This window comes from Pseudomonas sp. FSL R10-1339 (genome assembly GCF_009600545.1).
GTDB lineage: Bacteria > Pseudomonadota > Gammaproteobacteria > Pseudomonadales > Pseudomonadaceae > Aquipseudomonas > Aquipseudomonas bubulae.
In genome coordinates, this window is record NZ_WIVQ01000002.1 from 102,773 (window position 1) to 118,768 (window position 15,996).

The window sequence follows — 15,996 nt, forward strand, 5'->3', positions numbered from 1 at the left end:
GCTACGCCATGGCCAAAGCCGGATTTCGTCTCGCCTTGCTTGCCACCTTGCTGGCGCTGGTGGTGGTGCTGCTCGGCGCCTACACCCGCCTGACCCATGCAGGGCTGGGCTGCCCTGACTGGCCGGGCTGCTACGGTTTTATCAGCGTGCCCAAGACCGAGGCGCAACTGGCCCATGCCGAGCTGCATTTTCCCGATACCCCGGTGGAGGCCGATAAAGGTTGGAGCGAGATGACCCATCGTTACTTCGCTGGCACCCTGGGCCTGTTGATCGCACTGCTGGCGGCCCGGGCTTGGCGGCAGCGGCACTTGCCCGATCAGCCGCTCAAGCTGCCGCTGTTTATCCTGCTGGTGGTGATCGCCCAGGCGGCCTTTGGCATGTGGACGGTGACGCTCAAACTATGGCCGCAGGTTGTCACCGGGCATCTGCTCGGCGGCTTTGCCACCTTGAGTTTGCTGTTTTTGCTGACCTTGCGCCTCTCTGGCGTATTGCCCGCGCTGGCGGTACCGCGGCGTTTGCAACGTTGGGCCAGCGCCGGGCTGATGCTGGCAATCCTGCAGATCGCATTAGGGGGATGGGTCAGCTCCAACTATGCCGCCGTGGCGTGTGTTGATGTGCCGACCTGCCATGGCCAATGGTGGCCTGAAGCCGATTTCGCCAATGGTTTTCATCTGACTCAGCACATTGGCCCCAACTATCTGGGTGGGCAACTGGACAGCGAGGCCCGTACAGCGATTCACCTCACCCATCGTTTGGGCGCCATGCTGCTGACCGGCGTGCTGCTGGGTCTGGCCTGGCAATTGCGCAAGGTCGGCATGAGCCGTCTTGCGGGGTTACTGCTGGTGGCGCTGGCGGCACAGATCGGCCTGGGCCTGAGCAATGTGCTGTTTGGCTTGCCGCTGGCAGTGGCGGTGGCCCACAACGCCGGGGGTGCGGCTTTGCTGCTGACCCTGGTGCTGGTCAATTACCACGCACGCGCAGTGCTGGTACGGGCCCGGGCGCCACGATTTTCCCGGTGGACCTACAGCCTCAAAGGAGAACAACCGTGGCGACCTTGATGGGCGAGCAGGCACAGCGGGCGTTGTGGCGCGATTATCTGGAGCTGACCAAGCCCAAGGTGCTGGTCTTGATGCTGATTACGTCGCTGGTGGGCATGTTCCTGGCGACCCGCGCCGGCGTGCCCTGGCCGGTGCTGATCTTCGGCAATCTGGGCATCAGCCTGTGTGCCGGTGCTGCGGCCGCGGTCAATCATGTAGTGGACCGGCGCATTGACGCCGTCATGGCCCGCACCCATAAGCGCCCGCTGGCACAGGGGCGAGTGTCGCCGGTTGCTGCGCTGACCTTCGCTCTGTTGCTGGCGCTGGCGGGCATGGGATTGCTGCTGGTGTTTACCAATCCGCTGACAGCCTGGCTGACGCTGGCGTCGCTGCTCGGCTATGCGGTGATCTACACCGGTTTTTTGAAACGGGCCACACCGCAAAATATCGTTATCGGGGGGCTCGCCGGGGCTGCCCCACCGCTGCTGGGCTGGGTGGCGGTTACCGGGCAGGTCACCGCCGAGCCGTTGCTGCTGGTGTTGATCATCTTCGCCTGGACCCCGCCGCATTTCTGGGCCCTGGCCATTCATCGCAAGGAAGAATACGCCAAGGCCGATATCCCGATGCTGCCGGTCACTCACGGCGAACACTACACCAAGGTGCATATCCTGCTGTACACCTGTGCCCTGCTGGCAGTGAGTCTGCTGCCGTTTGTGATCCATATGAGCGGCTTGCTCTATCTGGGCTGTGCGCTAGGGTTGGGCGCACGCTTTCTGTATTGGGCGTGGGTGCTGTACCGTGGCACCCAGCCGCACGCGGCGATCAACACGTTCAAGTACTCTATCTACTACCTGTTCCTGCTGTTTATCGCGCTGCTTGTCGACCACTATCTGATGTTGAACCTATGACTAAAATTCAAAAGACCGTCTTTATTCTCGTTGCGCTGGTGGCCTTGGTCATGGGCCTGACGTTTAACAAAATGATGTCGGGTAAAAACCAGGGCGATAACACGTCGCTGATCGATGCCGGGATCATTTTGCTGCCGCAAAGCCGCCAACTGCCGGACGTGACGATGACCAACCAGGATGGTCAGCCGGTGGTGATGAACGCGCTGAAAGACAAATGGAGCATGCTGTTTTTTGGCTACACCTTCTGCCCGGACATCTGCCCGACAACCCTCGCCCAGCTGCGCCAGATCAAAAGTGAACTGCCTGAAGAAGTGCAGGACAAGCTGCAGATCGTGCTGGTCAGCGTTGACCCCCATCGCGACACGCCGCAGCAGCTCAAGCAATACCTGGGCTACTTTGACCCGCAGTTTGTGGGGCTGACGCCGGGCTCCATTGAAGAGCTGCAGACACTCGCCAACGCGGTGAGTATCCCGTTTATTCCCGCCGATACCAGCAAGGCGAACTACACGGTGGATCACAGTGGCAATCTTGCGCTGATCGGGCCGGACGGCACTCAGCGAGGGTTTATCCGCGCACCGTTCAACAACCAGAAGATGATTGCCCAGTTGCCGGGATTGGTTGAACGCAAGTAAGGAGGGGGGCTGCAGGTTACTGGGTGGGCGCTGGCTTGCCTGCGATGCAGGCGACACGGTCTTTCAGACAAACCGCAATGATGCCATCGCGAGCAAGCCCGCTCCCACAGAGGGGCGGGATTGCTCCGACAGTGGGTGTCAGAACGCCGGAACGATGGCGCCTTTGTACTTCTCAAGAATGAACGCTTTCACTTCCGGGCTGTGCAGGGCTGCAACCAGCTTTTGCATGTCAGCCGAGTCCTTGTCATCCGGGCGAGCCACCAGAATATTCACGTAAGGCGAGTCGCTGCCTTCGATGACCAGTGCGTCTGTTTCCGGGTTCAGCTTGGCTTCCAGCGCGTAGTTGGTGTTGATCAGCGCCAGATCAACCTGGGTCAGCACCCGTGGAATGGTGGCTGCTTCCAACTCGCGGAACTTCAGCTTCTTGGGGTTGGCGGTAATGTCTTTGGGGGTCGACAGGATGTTGGTCTTGTCCTTGAGCGTAATCAGCCCGGCCTTATCCAGCAACAACAGCGCACGGCCGCCGTTGGTGGCGTCATTCGGGATCACCACGGTAGAACCGTCTTTGATTTCATCCAGCTTTTTGTACTTGCTCGAGTAAGCGCCCAGCGGCTCCAGGTGAACGGCTGCAACGTTGATCAGGTGGGTGCCCTTGGCCTTGTTGAACTCATCCAGGTACGGTTGGTGCTGGAAGAAGTTGGCGTCCAGGCGCTTTTCGGCCACCTGCACGTTTGGCTGGATGTAGTCGGTGAACACCTTGACCTTGAGGTTTACACCCTCTTTGGCCAGTGCAGGTTTCACGAACTCCAGGATTTCGGCGTGAGGCACTGGGGTGGCCGCAACCGACAGATCGCCCGCGTGGGCCGAGAACGCCGCAACAGCGGCCACAGCAGCAAATAACTTCTTCATGCAGCAACTCCTTGGGTATACCTGAAATCAGGTATCTGCCAGCCACAGGCTGGCGGTTACGTTTATTAATCCGGGGCGTACTTACTTGCGCGAAAAATGCACCACCAGCCTGTCGCCAACGGTTTGCAGAATCTGCACCAGAATCAGCAGCAGCACCACCGTGACGATCATCACGTCGGTCTGGAAGCGCTGATAACCGAAGCGGATCGCCAGATCGCCCAGACCACCTGCGCCCACCACACCGGCCATCGCGGTGTAGCTCACCAGGGTAATGGCGGTCACGGTGATCGCCGCAAAGATACCAGGGCGCGCCTCAGGCAACAGGGCGCTGGTGATGATCTGCCGCGTGCTGGCGCCCATGGCCTGGGTCGCCTCGATGATGCCGCGGTCCACTTCACGCAAGGCAGTCTCCACCAGACGGGCGAAGAACGGCGTGGCGCCGACCACCAGTGGTGGGATGGCGCCGGCAACGCCCAGCGAGGTGCCGGTAATCAGTACCGTGAAGGGGATCATCACAATCAGCAGGATGATGAACGGCAGCGACCGCAAAATGTTCACCGCCAGCGAAAGAAAGGCGTACACGGCCTTTTGCTCAAACAGTTGGCGCGGGCTGCACAAAAACAGCAGCACGCCCAGCGGCAGGCCCAACACGATGGTAAACAGCAGCGAACCGCCGAGCATCATCAGGGTGTCGCCGGTAGCCAGCCAGATTTCCAGCCAGTCGATATTGGAGAAAAAACTCAAGAAAGCGTCCATTAGCGCAGCACCTCCATATGAACGTCAGCGGCAACGAAGCGGGCGAACGCCGCTTTCATATCGCCACCGGTGATGGCGAGGGTCAATTGCCCATAAGGGGTGTCTTTGATGCGGTCAATACGACCGGCCAGGATGCTGTAGTCCACACCTGTTTCGCGGGCGATGGTGCCCAGCAGCGGTGCGTAGGTAGCTTCGCCCTGGAAGGTCAGGCGTACGATGCGACCAGGTACATGAGCGAAATCGTCGCGCTGCTCACTCTCGTCGATCTGCTCGTCTTCCTGCACAAAACGCTTGGTGGTCGGGTGCTTGGGGTGCAGGAATACATCGGCCACCGGGCCTTGCTCAACGATCACCCCCGCGTCCATCACTGCCACTTCGTCACACACGCGACGGATAACATCCATCTCGTGGGTGATCAGCACGATGGTCAACTTCAGCTCACGGTTGATCTCGGCCAGCAATTGCAGCACCGAGGCGGTGGTTTGCGGGTCGAGGGCGCTGGTGGCTTCGTCGCACAGCAACACTTTTGGCTTGGTGGCCAGCGCACGGGCAATGCCCACACGCTGTTTCTGGCCGCCTGAAAGTTGCGCCGGGTATTTTTTGGCGTGATCAGACAGGCCCACGCGCTCGAGCAACTCTGCAACGCGCTTATCAATGGCACTGCGGGACAATTCACCGGCCAGTGTCAGAGGCATCGCGACGTTATCGGCCACGGTCTTGGAAGCCAGCAGGTTGAAGTGCTGGAAAATCATGCCGACCTGCTGACGGAAACGGCGCAGGCCGTTGGCGTCCATCGCGGTTACGTCTTCGTTATCGACGATGATTTTGCCGCCGCTCGGCGTTTCGAGGCGGTTGATCAGGCGCAGCAATGTACTTTTACCCGCACCGGAGTGGCCTATCAGGCCGAACACCTGGCCGCTCTCAACACGCAAAGTGGTGGAGTGCAGCGCGGGGATGTCCTTACCGGCAACCCGGTAAGTTTTATGAACGTTATGAAACTCAATCACGTAGCGAACCTTGTGGGCGCGTAAATAGAAGTTCAGCGGTAAGCCGGGCGCGCATTTTAGCCTGTCCGTATAGATGCACTTAGCATTTATTTGCGCACAAACCTTTGATTTGGCAATAAGACGACTAAAGGTCAGAAAAAAGGAACGACGGTAACGGCCAGACGTCAGTACTTAGGCAACTCGCATCCGCTTGGGCGGTATTTGTCTACAAAGCCCTTATCACAGGGCTTTCGCATACAAGGAGTTTAGTCTGATGAGCAGCAAAAAACCGTCTTCCAACAAGAGCCAGATGGCCGGCACCGACACCCTGGATCGTGGTAACACCAACGTCAAACTGGAAAGCCTTGAAACCTTTCGCGACGACGCCACCGATCAGGCCTTACGAACCAACCAAGGGGTGAAGATTGCTGACAATCAGAACACCCTCAAGGCCGGTTCGCGCGGGCCGTCGCTGCTCGAAGACTTCATCATGCGCGAGAAGATCACGCATTTTGACCATGAGCGTATTCCCGAGCGCATCGTGCATGCGCGAGGCACTGGTGCTCATGGTTATTTTCAGGCGTACAAGTCCCACAGCGCACTGACCAAAGCAGGATTCTTGCAGGACCCCGGCAAGCAAACCCCCGTATTCGTGCGTTTCTCCACCGTGCAAGGCCCGCGGGGCTCCGGGGATACGGTGCGTGATGTTCGCGGTTTCGCGGTCAAGTTTTTCACCGACGAAGGTAACTTCGATCTGGTCGGGAACAATATGCCGGTATTTTTCATACAGGATGCGGTGAAGTTTCCAGACTTTGTACATGCTGTAAAACCTGAGCCACACAATGAAATCCCTACTGGCGGCTCGGCCCATGACACCTTCTGGGACTTTGTCTCACTGGTTCCGGAATCCGCTCACATGGTCATTTGGGCCATGTCCGACCGGGCCATTCCGAAAAGCCTGAGAAGCATGCAGGGCTTTGGCGTGCACACCTTTCGTTTCATCAACGCGCAAGGCCAGTCTAACTTCGTCAAATTTCACTGGCGCCCAAGTGTAGGCACTTGCTCGTTGGTGTGGGACGAAGCGCAGAAGCTCGCAGGCAAAGACACGGACTTCCATCGCCGTGACCTGTGGGACGCCATTGAGACGGGCGATTACCCGGAGTGGGAGTTCGGTGTCCAGATCATCCCGGAGGAAGATGAGCATAAGTTTGATTTCGATATCCTTGACCCGACCAAGCTGATCCCGGAAGAACTGATACCGATTACGCCATTGGGAAAAATGGTCCTCAACCGCAACCCGGACAATTTTTTCGCAGAAACCGAACAAGTCGCCTTCTGCCCTGGCCACATTGTTCCAGGGATCGACTTTTCCAATGACCCGTTGCTGCAAGGGCGCCTGTTTTCCTATACGGATACGCAGATCAGTCGCCTTGGCGGGCCGAATTTTCATGAGATCCCGATCAACCGTCCGGTGGCGCCATTCCACAACAACCAGCGTGATGCCCAACACCGCAGCACCCTCCACAAGGGGCGTGCAGCTTACGAACCCAACTCGATCGATGGCGGCTGGCCAAAAGAAACCCCACCGGCGGCCAGTGACGGCGGTTTTGAGAGTTACCCGGAACGCATCGACGCCAACAAAATCCGTCAGCGCAGCGAATCATTCGGTGACCATTTCTCCCAGGCGCGGCTGTTCTTCAACAGCATGAGCAACCATGAGCAAGAGCACATCATTGCTGCCTACAGCTTTGAGCTGGGTAAAGTTGAGCGCGAGTCTATCCGTGCGCGGCAGGTGAATGAGATTCTGGCCAATATTGATTTGGGCCTGGCCAGGCGCGTCGCCGAAAATCTGGGCTTGCCCGCACCCAAGGCCGGTACGGTAGCTGAGCGCAAGACTCGCTTTACCCAGTCGCCGGCCCTGAGCCAGGCCAATCTGCTGGCGGGGAATATCAAAACCCGAAAAGTGGCGATCCTGGCGGCCAACGGGGTGGATGGCAAAGCGATCGATGCGCTGAAACAGGCGCTTGCAGCAGAGGGTGCCCACGCCAAATTGCTGGGCCCGACGTCAGCCCCGGTGAAAACCGCTGACGGCACATTGCTGGCTGTGGATGCGTCGATGGAAGGCTTGCCTTCGGTGGCGTTCGACGCGGTGTACGTACCGGGTGGCGCGGCGTCGATCAAGGCACTGAGCGGCGACGGAGTGGCCTTGCACTACCTGCTGGAAGCGTACAAGCACCTCAAGGCCATCGCCTTGCAGGGTGATGCCAGACAACTGCTGGACGTGCTGCACCTACAGGCAGATGAAGGGTTGCTGGCGATCAAGGATGCCCAGGATCTAAAAGCCTTTTTTGCAGCCATCGGGCAACACCGCGTGTGGTCACGGGAGGCCAGGGCCAAGGCAATACCGGCCTAGCCGAAAACAAAAAACCCGTAGCAGCCTTTGGCTGCTACGGGTTTTTCATGCCCGGATGTTTTATTCCGGTTTGCTGGGGATCAGCACCATTTGTGCGGGTACGTGGCGAATGACTTGACGGTTCAGCTTGAGGTCAAACCCGGGGTCGATCTTTTTAACCCGCTTGCTGATCAGTGTGGCCAGCCATGGATAATCCGCCGTACGCGGAACCTGCAGGCTGACGGCGCACTGGTAATTGACGATATCTTGCGCGATCAAATCCAGTTGATGGCGAAGTTTGGCAATATCGTTGATGTTCAGTGCAACGGTGGTGCTTTCGGCCGCCGGGTCGATCACCTTGGCCGGTGGTCGGGCCTCGGCAGCCTTGAGGGCGGCTTCAGCCTTGTCCAGCTCGGCCTTGCGGGCCTGGGCAATGGCGCTATTGACCCCACCGGTCAGTGCAGGGGCCTTGGGCATCAGGGCGCGGGCACGGCTCAGGGCGGTAGCTGCCGCGTTGACATCACCCTTTTGCAGGACGATCTGGCTGCGTTGCAGGTAGGCCTCGGCCAGTTGGCGCTGGTACTGCACCAACTGCGGATCATCCGGGGTTTGCGTCTGCAAGGCGCTCAATTGGTCTTCAGCGGTCGCGAGTTCACTGCTGGCCAGGTTTTGCTCCAGCTGTGCGATGGCCGTAGCGCGTGCGGCGGCGGCAGTAGTGTCGGCCGACGGCGTGCTTTGGCAGGCGCCCAGCAGCAGAGAAAATGCGGCCAGGAGCAAGTAACGGGAGTTGAACAGCTTCATTCCTGCGGCTCTCTAAGTGCGCAAAAAACAAGCAAGTCTACACCCCTCGACGGGGTAGAACAAAACTCAACAAAAACAGTGCTGCGGCACACACCACAATCGACGGGCCTGCTGGCGTGTCCTTAAACCATGACAGCGCAAGGCCACCCACTACGGCCAATATGCCCAGTGCGCTGGCGCCCAGTGCCATTTGCTCCGGCGAGCGAGCATGACGCTGGGCCGCGGCCGCCGGAATAATCAGCAAGGAGGTAATCAGCAACACGCCGACGATTTTCATCGCCACGGCAATCACCACCGCAATCAACAGCATCAGGGCCAATCGTAACGCCGCCACGGGCAGGCCTTCAACCATGGCCAGCTCTTCATGCACGGTGATCGCCAGCAATGGTCGCCACAGTGCAACCAGCAAGGCCAGAACCGTCGCGCTGCCACCCAGGATCCACATCAGGTCGGTTGGGCTGATGGCCAGCAGGTCACCAAACAAATACGCCATCAGGTCGATCCGCACTTCATGCATGAAGCTTAGTACGACCAGCCCGAGGGACAAGGTGCTGGGGGCGAGAATTCCGAGCAGTGTGTCGGATGCCAGCGACTGTCGCTGCTGCAGCGTGACCAACAGCACCGCCAGCAACAGGCAGCCCACGGTCACGGCAATGGTCGGGCTGATATCCAGCAGGAACCCCAGGGCTACGCCCAACAGGGCTGCGTGCGATAACGTGTCGCCGAAGTAGGCCATGCGCCGCCACACCACGAATGACCCCAAAGGGCCTGCAACTATTGCCAAAGCCAGACCTGCCAGCAGGGCGTAAAGCAGAAAATCAGCCATGCTTGCAGCCTTCTCCATGAACGTGGGCGGATGCCGCCGGGTTATTTTCGCTAACCACTGAGCCATGCAAGTCATGAGCATGGTCGTGATGGTGGTGATAAATCGCCAGGCTTTGTGCGTTTTTGCCAAATAGCTCAACGAAAGCCGGGTCACCACTCACCTGCTCGGGATGGCCCGAACAACAGACGTGGCGGTTGAGGCATACCACCTGATCGGTGGTGCTCATCACCAGATGCAAATCGTGGGAGACCATCAGCACGCCGCAGCCGTGGCGGTCGCGCAGGCGGGTGATGAGGGCATACAGCTCCGATTGACCGGCCACGTCCACGCCTTGCACCGGCTCGTCGAGCACCAGCAATTCGGGCTTGCGCAGCAGGGCGCGGGCCAGCAGCACGCGCTGCATTTCACCACCGGACACGCTTTGCACCGGGCTATCGATGACCTTTTCAGCACCGACTTCCTTTAGCGCCTCAAGGGCCTGGGCACGGTCTACACCGGGCACCAGGCGCAAAAAGCGCAACACGGACAATGGCAGTGTCGGGTCAACGTGAAGCTTTTGCGGCATATAGCCCACGCGCAGCTTGGGCTTGCGCCATACGCTGCCGCTGGTGGGCTTGAGCAGGCCGAGCACGGCTTTGACCAGCGTGGTCTTGCCGGCGCCGTTGGGGCCGATCAGAGTCACGATCTGGCCCGGTTCAACGCTCAGCTCGATATTGTCGAGTACGTTTTGCCCGGCATAAGTCACAGTGACATGTTGCAGGCGAATCAGTGCAGCGCTCATCAGGCCTCCCGGCAACCCGAACACAAACCGACCACTTCGACAGTCTGGCCTTCGACAGTAAAGCCGACATCCCGGGCGCTATTGATAATTGCGTCGCTGATGGACTTTTGCTCAAGCTCGATGGCGGCGTGGCAGTTGCGGCAAATCAGGAACTGGCCCTGGTGCGGGTGCTCGGGGTGGCTGCAGCCAACAAAAGCGTTGAGTGAGGAAATGCGGTGCACCAGGCCATTGTCGAGCAGGAAGTCCAAAGCTCGATAAACGGTAGGCGGCGCAGCGCGACGGCCATCCTGCTCGCTCAGTACTGCAAGAATGTCGTAGGCACCCAGCGGCTTGTGGCTTTGCCACACCAGCTCAAGCACCCGTCGACGCAAGGCGGTCAGGCGCAGGCCCTTTTGCGCACACAAGGCATCGGCCTCGGTCAGGGCGCTATGGACACAATGAGAGTGGTCGTGGGGACGGCTGGCAAGCGGTGTTATAGGCATGGGCGGCGACGATTATTGAGAGAGACGTTATTATGTTACCTGTTTCAGCCATCATGAGTGCTTATCGTGCCCCGTCTTTTTTCCCTTTTTCTTGCTCTAAGCGCCAGTTTGCTTGTGATCAGCCCGGCCCGGGCCGAGGTCAACGTGCTGACCAGCATCAAGCCCCTGCAACTGATTGCCGCTGCCGTGCAGGACGGCGTGGGGCATCCGGAGGTGCTTTTACCGCCCAATGCTTCACCGCATAACTATGCGCTGCGCCCATCCGACGTACGGCGCGTGCAGTCAGCAGACCTTCTCTACTGGATCGGTCCGGACATGGAAGGGTTTCTGCCACGAGTGATCAAGGGCCGCACCCTGCCATCGGTTACGGTACAAACCCTGCCGGGCTTGAAATTGCGTCATTTCGCCGAAGATAGCCATTCGCACGAAGAAGATGCCGCCGAACATGATCACGATCATCGTCCCGGCACCCTGGATGCACACTTGTGGCTGGCTCCGGACAATGCGCGGGTGATCGCCGCGAAAATGGCGGCGGACCTGAGTGAAAAAGACCCTGCCAATGCGACCAGGTATCAAAGCAATCTCAAGGCCTTCAATGAACGCCTGGATGCGTTGAATGCGCGCCTCAAAACGCGACTGGCCGGGATTGCCGACAAACCGTTCTTCGTCTTCCACGAAGGCTACGACTATTTTGAAAGCGCTTACGGCATCAAGCACACGGGAACCTTCAGTGTGGCTTCGGAAGTTCAGCCGGGCGCCCAGCACGTAGCCGCCATGCGCAAGCGTTTGCAGGAAGTGGGCAAGACCTGTGTCTTCAGCGACCCTCCGCTGCGTCCGCGCCTGGCGGACACCCTGACAGCCGGGTTACCGGTCAAGTTGGCGGAGCTGGATGCCCTGGGTGGCTACACCCCGGCGACGGCGCAGGGGTATGAGCAGTTGCTGGAAAAACTCGGCAATGACCTGGCGGGGTGTCTGGAAAGCTTGTAAGCCGACTCCCACAGATTGTGTGACATTCACAAAAGTTGCGGCTTGCCAGAACCTCTGTGGGAGCGGGCTTGCTCGCGATTGGATCGACGCGGTTGTTCAGATACACCGCGTCGCTACAATCGCGAGCAAGCCCGCTCCCACAATTGATTTCAGTGTTTGTTACAACGCGAACGGCAGCTGTACGGTCACCGTCTGACGCAAAGCCAGGCGTTTTTCAAACTCGCCCGGATCATGAATCAGCACGTCCTGACCGGCAAAGGTCTGGGCTGCGATCAGGCGCGACAGCCAGAACCGCACGCAAGCAACGCGCAACAGGGTTGGCCACAACTCGGCCTCGGCGGCAGTGAACGGACGCAGGGCGGCATAGGCGCCCAGCAGCGCACGGGCGCGGGGAGCATCGATCTGACCGTCTTCGTCTGCACACCAGTCATTCAGGGCAATGGCCACGTCGTACAGCATCGGGCCCGAGCAGGCGTTGTAAAAATCGATCAGCCCGGTCAGATGAGTGCCTTCAAACATCGCGTTATCACGAAACAGGTCGCCATGCAGGTTCGCCCGGGGCAGTGCCAGAATCTGCGCCTTACGCTCAGTAATTTCCTGCAGCGCCTTTTGCAGCAAATCTGCTGAATCAGGCGACAAACCAGCCATCAAGGCAGGACCTTCAGCCAGCATCCAGTCCAGGCCGCGGTCTGTCTTGCGTTCCAGTACGTTGTTGCGGGTCGCGGTATGCAAGTGGCCGAGCAGTTCCCCAACCTGGGCGCAATGCTGGGCGTTGGCCTCACGAATATGCTTGCCCGCCAGGCGCGGCTGCAGCAGCGCCGGCTTGCCCTTGAGTTCGCGCAGGGCCTGGCCGTCAACGGTGCGCAAGGCGAATGGCACCGGCAGGTCGGCGTCATGCAGCACATCCAGCAGCTCGATAAAGAACGGCATCTCTTTGACCGGCCCACGCTCAACCAGGGTCAGGACAAATTCACCGCGCTCCAGGCTGATGAAGTAGTTGGTATTTTCGCTGCCCGCAGCAATCCCCTGGAAATCGAGCAAACGGCCGAGTTCATAAGGCGCAAGGAAGGTTTCCAACTCGCTGCGAGTCAGTGGGGTGAATACAGACATGATTTAAATTGCCAGTACGGGCGCCGCGCAAGGCGGCGCCAATTAAAGTTAAGACGCTACTTCCATTCGAAGATTTTCCACGAAGGAATCAGCATATCCGGCTGGTCGGAACGGATGTAATTGGCATCAGTACCATCAGCCCGTACCAGGAAGTACGGTTTGCCCCCTTTTGGGGTGACCTTGATGGCGTACAGGAAACCGTTTTGACGGTACTCCTGAATGGTTTTATCGCCTTCCGTGCGAATGGTTACATCTGGATCGGCGGTGACTGCTTCATCTGCTGCGAAGGTTACCAGCGGAGTGAATGCAAACAAACCGGTCAGCAACAGGCGATTGAGTGTGCGCATGATAACCTTGTCCCTTTGTCGTCATTGGTCCGGACATTCTAGCGCCGGACTCGCCGAAAAGGTTGATCCTGCTCATGAGCCAAGCTCCCCTCGTCCTGGTGGACGGTTCTTCATATCTGTACCGCGCCTTCCACGCGCTGCCGCCGCTGACTACGTCCAAAGGGCTGCCGACAGGCGCCGTGAAGGGCGTATTGAACATGCTCAAAAGCCTGCGCAAGCAGTATCCGGACAGCCCGTTCGCGGTGGTTTTCGATGCCAAGGGCGGGACATTTCGCGATGACATGTACGCCGAGTACAAGGCCAACCGCCCGAGCATGCCCGATGACATGCGGGTGCAAATCGAGCCATTGCACGCCAGTGTGATTGCGCTGGGTTTCCCCTTGCTGTGCGTTGAAGGCGTGGAGGCCGATGATGTCATCGGCACGCTGGCCCGCAGCAGCGCCGCGGCAGACCGACCAGTGGTCATCTCCACCGGTGACAAGGACATGGCCCAGCTGGTTGATGGCCACATCACGCTGGTTAACACCATGACCGGCAGCGTGATGGACATTGAGGGCGTTAAAGAGAAATTTGGCGTATCGCCCGAGCAGATCATCGACTACCTCGCGCTGATGGGCGATTCGTCTGACAACATTCCAGGCGTACCTGGTATTGGTCCCAAGACAGCGTCCGGCTTGCTGGTGGGTGTAGGCGGTGGTTTGGTCGATCTGTACGAAAAGCTCGATATCGTGCCGACCCTGCCCATTCGCGGCGCCAAAAACTTGCCTGCCAAACTCGAAGAACATCGCGAAATGGCGTTTTTGTCCTATCAATTGGCGACGATCAAGATCGATGTGCCGCTGGATATCGGCCTGGAAGACTTGCACCTCAAGGCGCCTGACTGCGAAAAGTTGATTGAGCTGTACACCGAACTTGAGTTCAAAAGCTGGATTGCCGAAGTTGAGCGCGAGGCCAAGCGTGCCGGGCAGGTGATTGTGCATGAGGCTCCTGAAGCGCCCGCCGAAGCGGAGCAACAGTACGAGACCATCCTCGATCAGGCTCGCTTTGATGTGTGGCTAAAAAAACTCAACGACGCCAAATTGATTGCCTTTGATACCGAAACCACCGGCCTGGACGCGCAGCAAGCGCAGCTGGTGGGCCTGTCGTTCGCGGTCAAGCCTGGCGAAGCGGCTTACATTCCATTGACCCATTCCTACATGGGCGTACCCGAGCAACTGGATCGCGACACGGTATTGCGTGCCCTCAAGCCGCTGCTGGAAGACCCGAGCAAAGCCAAGGTCGGACAACACGCCAAGTACGACATGAATATTCTGGCCAACTGCGCCATCGGTGGCGATCAATCCTGCGGGATCATGGTTCAGGGCGTTGCCTTCGACACCATGCTTGAGTCCTATGTGCTCGACTCCACGGGCAGCCGCCACGATATGGACAGCCTGGCCCTCAAATACCTGGGCCACACCACCACCAGCTTCCAGGACATTGCCGGCAAGGGCGTCAAGCAACTGACCTTCGACCAGATTTCCCTGGAGCAGGCCGGCCCGTATGCGGCCGAAGATGCCGACGTGACCTTGCGCCTGCACCATGTACTGCACGAAAAACTCGCAGCGATCCCTAGCCTCAACAGCGTATTGACGGACATCGAGATGCCGCTGGTGCCGGTACTGGCGCGTATTGAACGCCAGGGCGCGCTGGTGGATGCCAACCTGCTGGGTATCCAGAGTGTTGAGCTGGGTGACAAGCTGGTTGCGCTGGAGCGTGAGGCTTTTGCCATTGCCGGTGAGGAGTTCAACCTGAGCTCACCCAAGCAACTGGGTGTGATCCTGTATGAAAAACTCGGTCTGCCAATCATCAGCAAAACGGCCAAAGGCCAGCCTTCGACTGCCGAAGCCGTGCTGGCGGAACTGGCCGAGCAGGACTTCCCGCTGCCCAAGGTGCTGATGCAGTACCGCTCCATGAGCAAGCTGAAAAGCACCTACACCGATCGCCTGCCTGAGCAGATCAACCCGCGTACGGGCCGTATCCACACCTCCTACCACCAGGCCGTCACGGCGACCGGTCGTTTGTCTTCAAGTGATCCAAACTTGCAGAACATTCCGATCCGTACCGCCGAAGGTCGTCGGATCCGTCAGGCCTTTGTGGCCCCTAAAGGCTACAAACTGCTGGCGGCCGACTACTCGCAAATCGAGCTGCGGATCATGGCCCACCTGGCCAAGGACGAAGGTTTGCTGCATGCCTTCCGCAACAACCTGGACGTGCACAGCGCCACCGCTGCCGAGGTATTCGGGGTTGATCTGGCGGACGTCACCACCGACCAGCGCCGCAGTGCCAAGGCCATCAACTTCGGCCTGATCTACGGCATGAGCGCCTTTGGCCTGGCCAAACAGATCGGCGTCGACCGCAAACAGTCGCAAGCCTATATCGACCGTTATTTCGCACGTTACCCGGGCGTGCTGGACTACATGGAGCGCACGCGCACCCAGGCTGCCGAGCAAGGCTATGTCGAGACCATTTTCGGTCGTCGCTTGTACCTGCCGGAAATCAACGCGAAAAACCCGGCGCTGCGCAAAGGCGCCGAACGCACGGCAATCAACGCACCGATGCAGGGCACGGCAGCCGATATCATAAAAAAAGCCATGGTGTCTGTGGATAACTGGCTCAGCGCCTCAGGCCTCGATGCCCGCGTCATCCTGCAGGTACACGATGAACTGGTGCTAGAAGTGCGCGAAGACCTGGTGGACCAGGTGCGTGATGAAGTGCGGATACACATGAGCGAAGCGGCGAAGCTGGATGTGCCGCTAGTGGTTGAAGTAGGCGTGGGCAACAACTGGGATGAAGCGCATTAATGAGGGAATGTGGGAGCGGGCTTGCTCGCGATGCAGGCGACGCGGTCTGTCGCAATGACCGCGTTGATGCCATCGCGAGCAAGCCCGCTCCCACACTAAAAATTTATTGCTGCTGCAGAGACCGGGCTTATTCCAAAGAGTTTTTAAGCTCCCGGAACTAAATCTGCCAACACCACTCAGATTTATTGAATGGGTGGTG

At 58.9% G+C, this 15,996-nt stretch carries 15 protein-coding genes; 6 read left to right on the forward strand and 9 right to left on the reverse strand.

The features are described 5' to 3' along the window. Positions 1–8 precede the first annotated feature (8 nt). Genes GHO03_RS01920 through GHO03_RS01930 form a run of 3 tightly spaced genes read left to right on the forward strand, consistent with a single transcriptional unit; the run spans position 9 to position 2,577 of the window. A complete protein-coding gene (locus GHO03_RS01920) occupies positions 9–1,058 on the forward strand; it encodes a heme A synthase (RefSeq protein ID WP_153399005.1) in 1,050 nt (349 codons plus the stop codon). Beyond that, the gene (gene cyoE / locus GHO03_RS01925) at positions 1,058–1,945 is read left to right on the forward strand and encodes a heme o synthase (protein ID WP_153399017.1); all 888 of its coding nucleotides are present in this window, start codon (positions 1,058–1,060) and stop codon (positions 1,943–1,945) included. Before GHO03_RS01920 ends, cyoE begins: the two co-directional genes overlap by 1 nt. Then, on the forward strand, positions 1,942–2,577 hold the full coding sequence (locus GHO03_RS01930; RefSeq protein WP_153399008.1) for an SCO family protein: 636 nt from the start codon (positions 1,942–1,944) through the stop codon (positions 2,575–2,577). The genes cyoE and GHO03_RS01930 overlap by 4 nt, the downstream gene beginning before the upstream one ends. 138 nt (positions 2,578–2,715) lie before the next feature. Here GHO03_RS01930 and GHO03_RS01935 read toward each other — a convergent pair whose 3' ends face one another. The 3 genes from GHO03_RS01935 to GHO03_RS01945 all read right to left on the reverse strand — a co-directional run bounded on the left by GHO03_RS01935 (position 2,716) and on the right by GHO03_RS01945 (position 5,249). Then, positions 2,716–3,486, reverse strand: a complete 771-nt coding sequence (locus GHO03_RS01935) for a MetQ/NlpA family ABC transporter substrate-binding protein (RefSeq protein ID WP_094999686.1) — start codon at positions 3,484–3,486, stop codon at positions 2,716–2,718. Positions 3,487–3,567: 81 nt separating this feature from the next. Then, complete coding sequence (locus GHO03_RS01940) at positions 3,568–4,242, reverse strand: methionine ABC transporter permease (RefSeq protein WP_094999685.1); 675 nt, start codon at positions 4,240–4,242, stop codon at positions 3,568–3,570. Then, positions 4,242–5,249, reverse strand: coding sequence for a methionine ABC transporter ATP-binding protein (locus tag GHO03_RS01945; RefSeq protein ID WP_094999684.1), 1,008 nt, complete (start codon positions 5,247–5,249; stop codon positions 4,242–4,244). The genes GHO03_RS01940 and GHO03_RS01945 overlap by 1 nt, the downstream gene beginning before the upstream one ends. Before the next feature lie 199 nt (positions 5,250–5,448). Here GHO03_RS01945 and katE point away from each other — a divergent pair, with 199 nt between their 5' ends. Then, on the forward strand, positions 5,449–7,641 hold the full coding sequence (gene katE / locus GHO03_RS01950; protein WP_254925214.1) for a catalase HPII: 2,193 nt from the start codon (positions 5,449–5,451) through the stop codon (positions 7,639–7,641). Between the two features lie 60 nt (positions 7,642–7,701). On the opposite strand, the gene GHO03_RS01955 is transcribed toward katE, so the two are convergent. Genes GHO03_RS01955 through GHO03_RS01970 form a run of 4 tightly spaced genes read right to left on the reverse strand, consistent with a single transcriptional unit; the run spans position 7,702 to position 10,510 of the window. Further along, entirely contained in the window at positions 7,702–8,421 is a 720-nt protein-coding gene (locus tag GHO03_RS01955) for a PA5502 family lipoprotein (protein WP_095020625.1), read from the reverse strand. A 37-nt stretch (positions 8,422–8,458) separates the two neighbouring features. Then, positions 8,459–9,247, reverse strand: a complete 789-nt coding sequence (gene znuB / locus GHO03_RS01960) for a zinc ABC transporter permease subunit ZnuB (protein ID WP_094999681.1) — start codon at positions 9,245–9,247, stop codon at positions 8,459–8,461. Next, entirely contained in the window at positions 9,240–10,028 is a 789-nt protein-coding gene (znuC, locus tag GHO03_RS01965) for a zinc ABC transporter ATP-binding protein ZnuC (RefSeq protein WP_094999680.1), read from the reverse strand. The genes znuB and znuC overlap by 8 nt, the downstream gene beginning before the upstream one ends. After that, positions 10,028–10,510, reverse strand: a complete 483-nt coding sequence (locus GHO03_RS01970) for a Fur family transcriptional regulator (protein WP_094999679.1) — start codon at positions 10,508–10,510, stop codon at positions 10,028–10,030. The genes znuC and GHO03_RS01970 overlap by 1 nt, the downstream gene beginning before the upstream one ends. A 66-nt stretch (positions 10,511–10,576) precedes the next feature. Between GHO03_RS01970 and GHO03_RS01975 the strand changes: the two genes are divergently transcribed. Beyond that, positions 10,577–11,497 carry a zinc ABC transporter substrate-binding protein ZnuA gene (locus GHO03_RS01975; protein ID WP_095017886.1) on the forward strand — a complete coding sequence of 307 codons (921 nt, stop codon included), beginning with the start codon at positions 10,577–10,579 and terminating at the stop codon, positions 11,495–11,497. Between the two features lie 159 nt (positions 11,498–11,656). Here the strand turns inward: GHO03_RS01975 and GHO03_RS01980 are convergent, their stop codons facing one another. Then, complete coding sequence (locus GHO03_RS01980; protein WP_095020623.1) at positions 11,657–12,607, reverse strand: homoserine kinase; 951 nt, start codon at positions 12,605–12,607, stop codon at positions 11,657–11,659. 56 nt (positions 12,608–12,663) lie between these two features. After that, a complete protein-coding gene (locus GHO03_RS01985) occupies positions 12,664–12,954 on the reverse strand; it encodes a DUF2782 domain-containing protein (protein ID WP_019828138.1) in 291 nt (96 codons plus the stop codon). Positions 12,955–13,028: 74 nt separating this feature from the next. Here GHO03_RS01985 and polA point away from each other — a divergent pair, with 74 nt between their 5' ends. Further along, the gene (polA, locus tag GHO03_RS01990; RefSeq protein WP_094999676.1) at positions 13,029–15,797 is read left to right on the forward strand and encodes a DNA polymerase I; all 2,769 of its coding nucleotides are present in this window, start codon (positions 13,029–13,031) and stop codon (positions 15,795–15,797) included. The last annotated feature ends 199 nt before the right edge of the window (positions 15,798–15,996 follow it).

Excerpts from the sequence above, each read along its gene's own strand:
- GHO03_RS01930 (WP_153399008.1), top strand. The coding sequence starts at position 1,942 with ATGACTAAAATTCAAAAGACCGTCTTTATTCTCGTTGCGCTGGTGGCC.
- GHO03_RS01920 (WP_153399005.1), top strand. The coding sequence starts at position 9 with ATGGCCAAAGCCGGATTTCGTCTCGCCTTGCTTGCCACCTTGCTGGCG.
- GHO03_RS01970 (WP_094999679.1), bottom strand. The coding sequence starts at position 10,510 with ATGCCTATAACACCGCTTGCCAGCCGTCCCCACGACCACTCTCATTGT.
- GHO03_RS01940 (WP_094999685.1), bottom strand. The coding sequence starts at position 4,242 with ATGGACGCTTTCTTGAGTTTTTTCTCCAATATCGACTGGCTGGAAATC.
- GHO03_RS01955 (WP_095020625.1), bottom strand. The coding sequence starts at position 8,421 with ATGAAGCTGTTCAACTCCCGTTACTTGCTCCTGGCCGCATTTTCTCTG.
- cyoE (WP_153399017.1), top strand. The coding sequence starts at position 1,058 with ATGGGCGAGCAGGCACAGCGGGCGTTGTGGCGCGATTATCTGGAGCTG.
- GHO03_RS01980 (WP_095020623.1), bottom strand. The coding sequence starts at position 12,607 with ATGTCTGTATTCACCCCACTGACTCGCAGCGAGTTGGAAACCTTCCTT.
- znuC (WP_094999680.1), bottom strand. The coding sequence starts at position 10,028 with ATGAGCGCTGCACTGATTCGCCTGCAACATGTCACTGTGACTTATGCC.
- znuB (WP_094999681.1), bottom strand. The coding sequence starts at position 9,247 with ATGGCTGATTTTCTGCTTTACGCCCTGCTGGCAGGTCTGGCTTTGGCA.
- GHO03_RS01935 (WP_094999686.1), bottom strand. The coding sequence starts at position 3,486 with ATGAAGAAGTTATTTGCTGCTGTGGCCGCTGTTGCGGCGTTCTCGGCC.
- GHO03_RS01985 (WP_019828138.1), bottom strand. The coding sequence starts at position 12,954 with ATGCGCACACTCAATCGCCTGTTGCTGACCGGTTTGTTTGCATTCACT.
- polA (WP_094999676.1), top strand. The coding sequence starts at position 13,029 with ATGAGCCAAGCTCCCCTCGTCCTGGTGGACGGTTCTTCATATCTGTAC.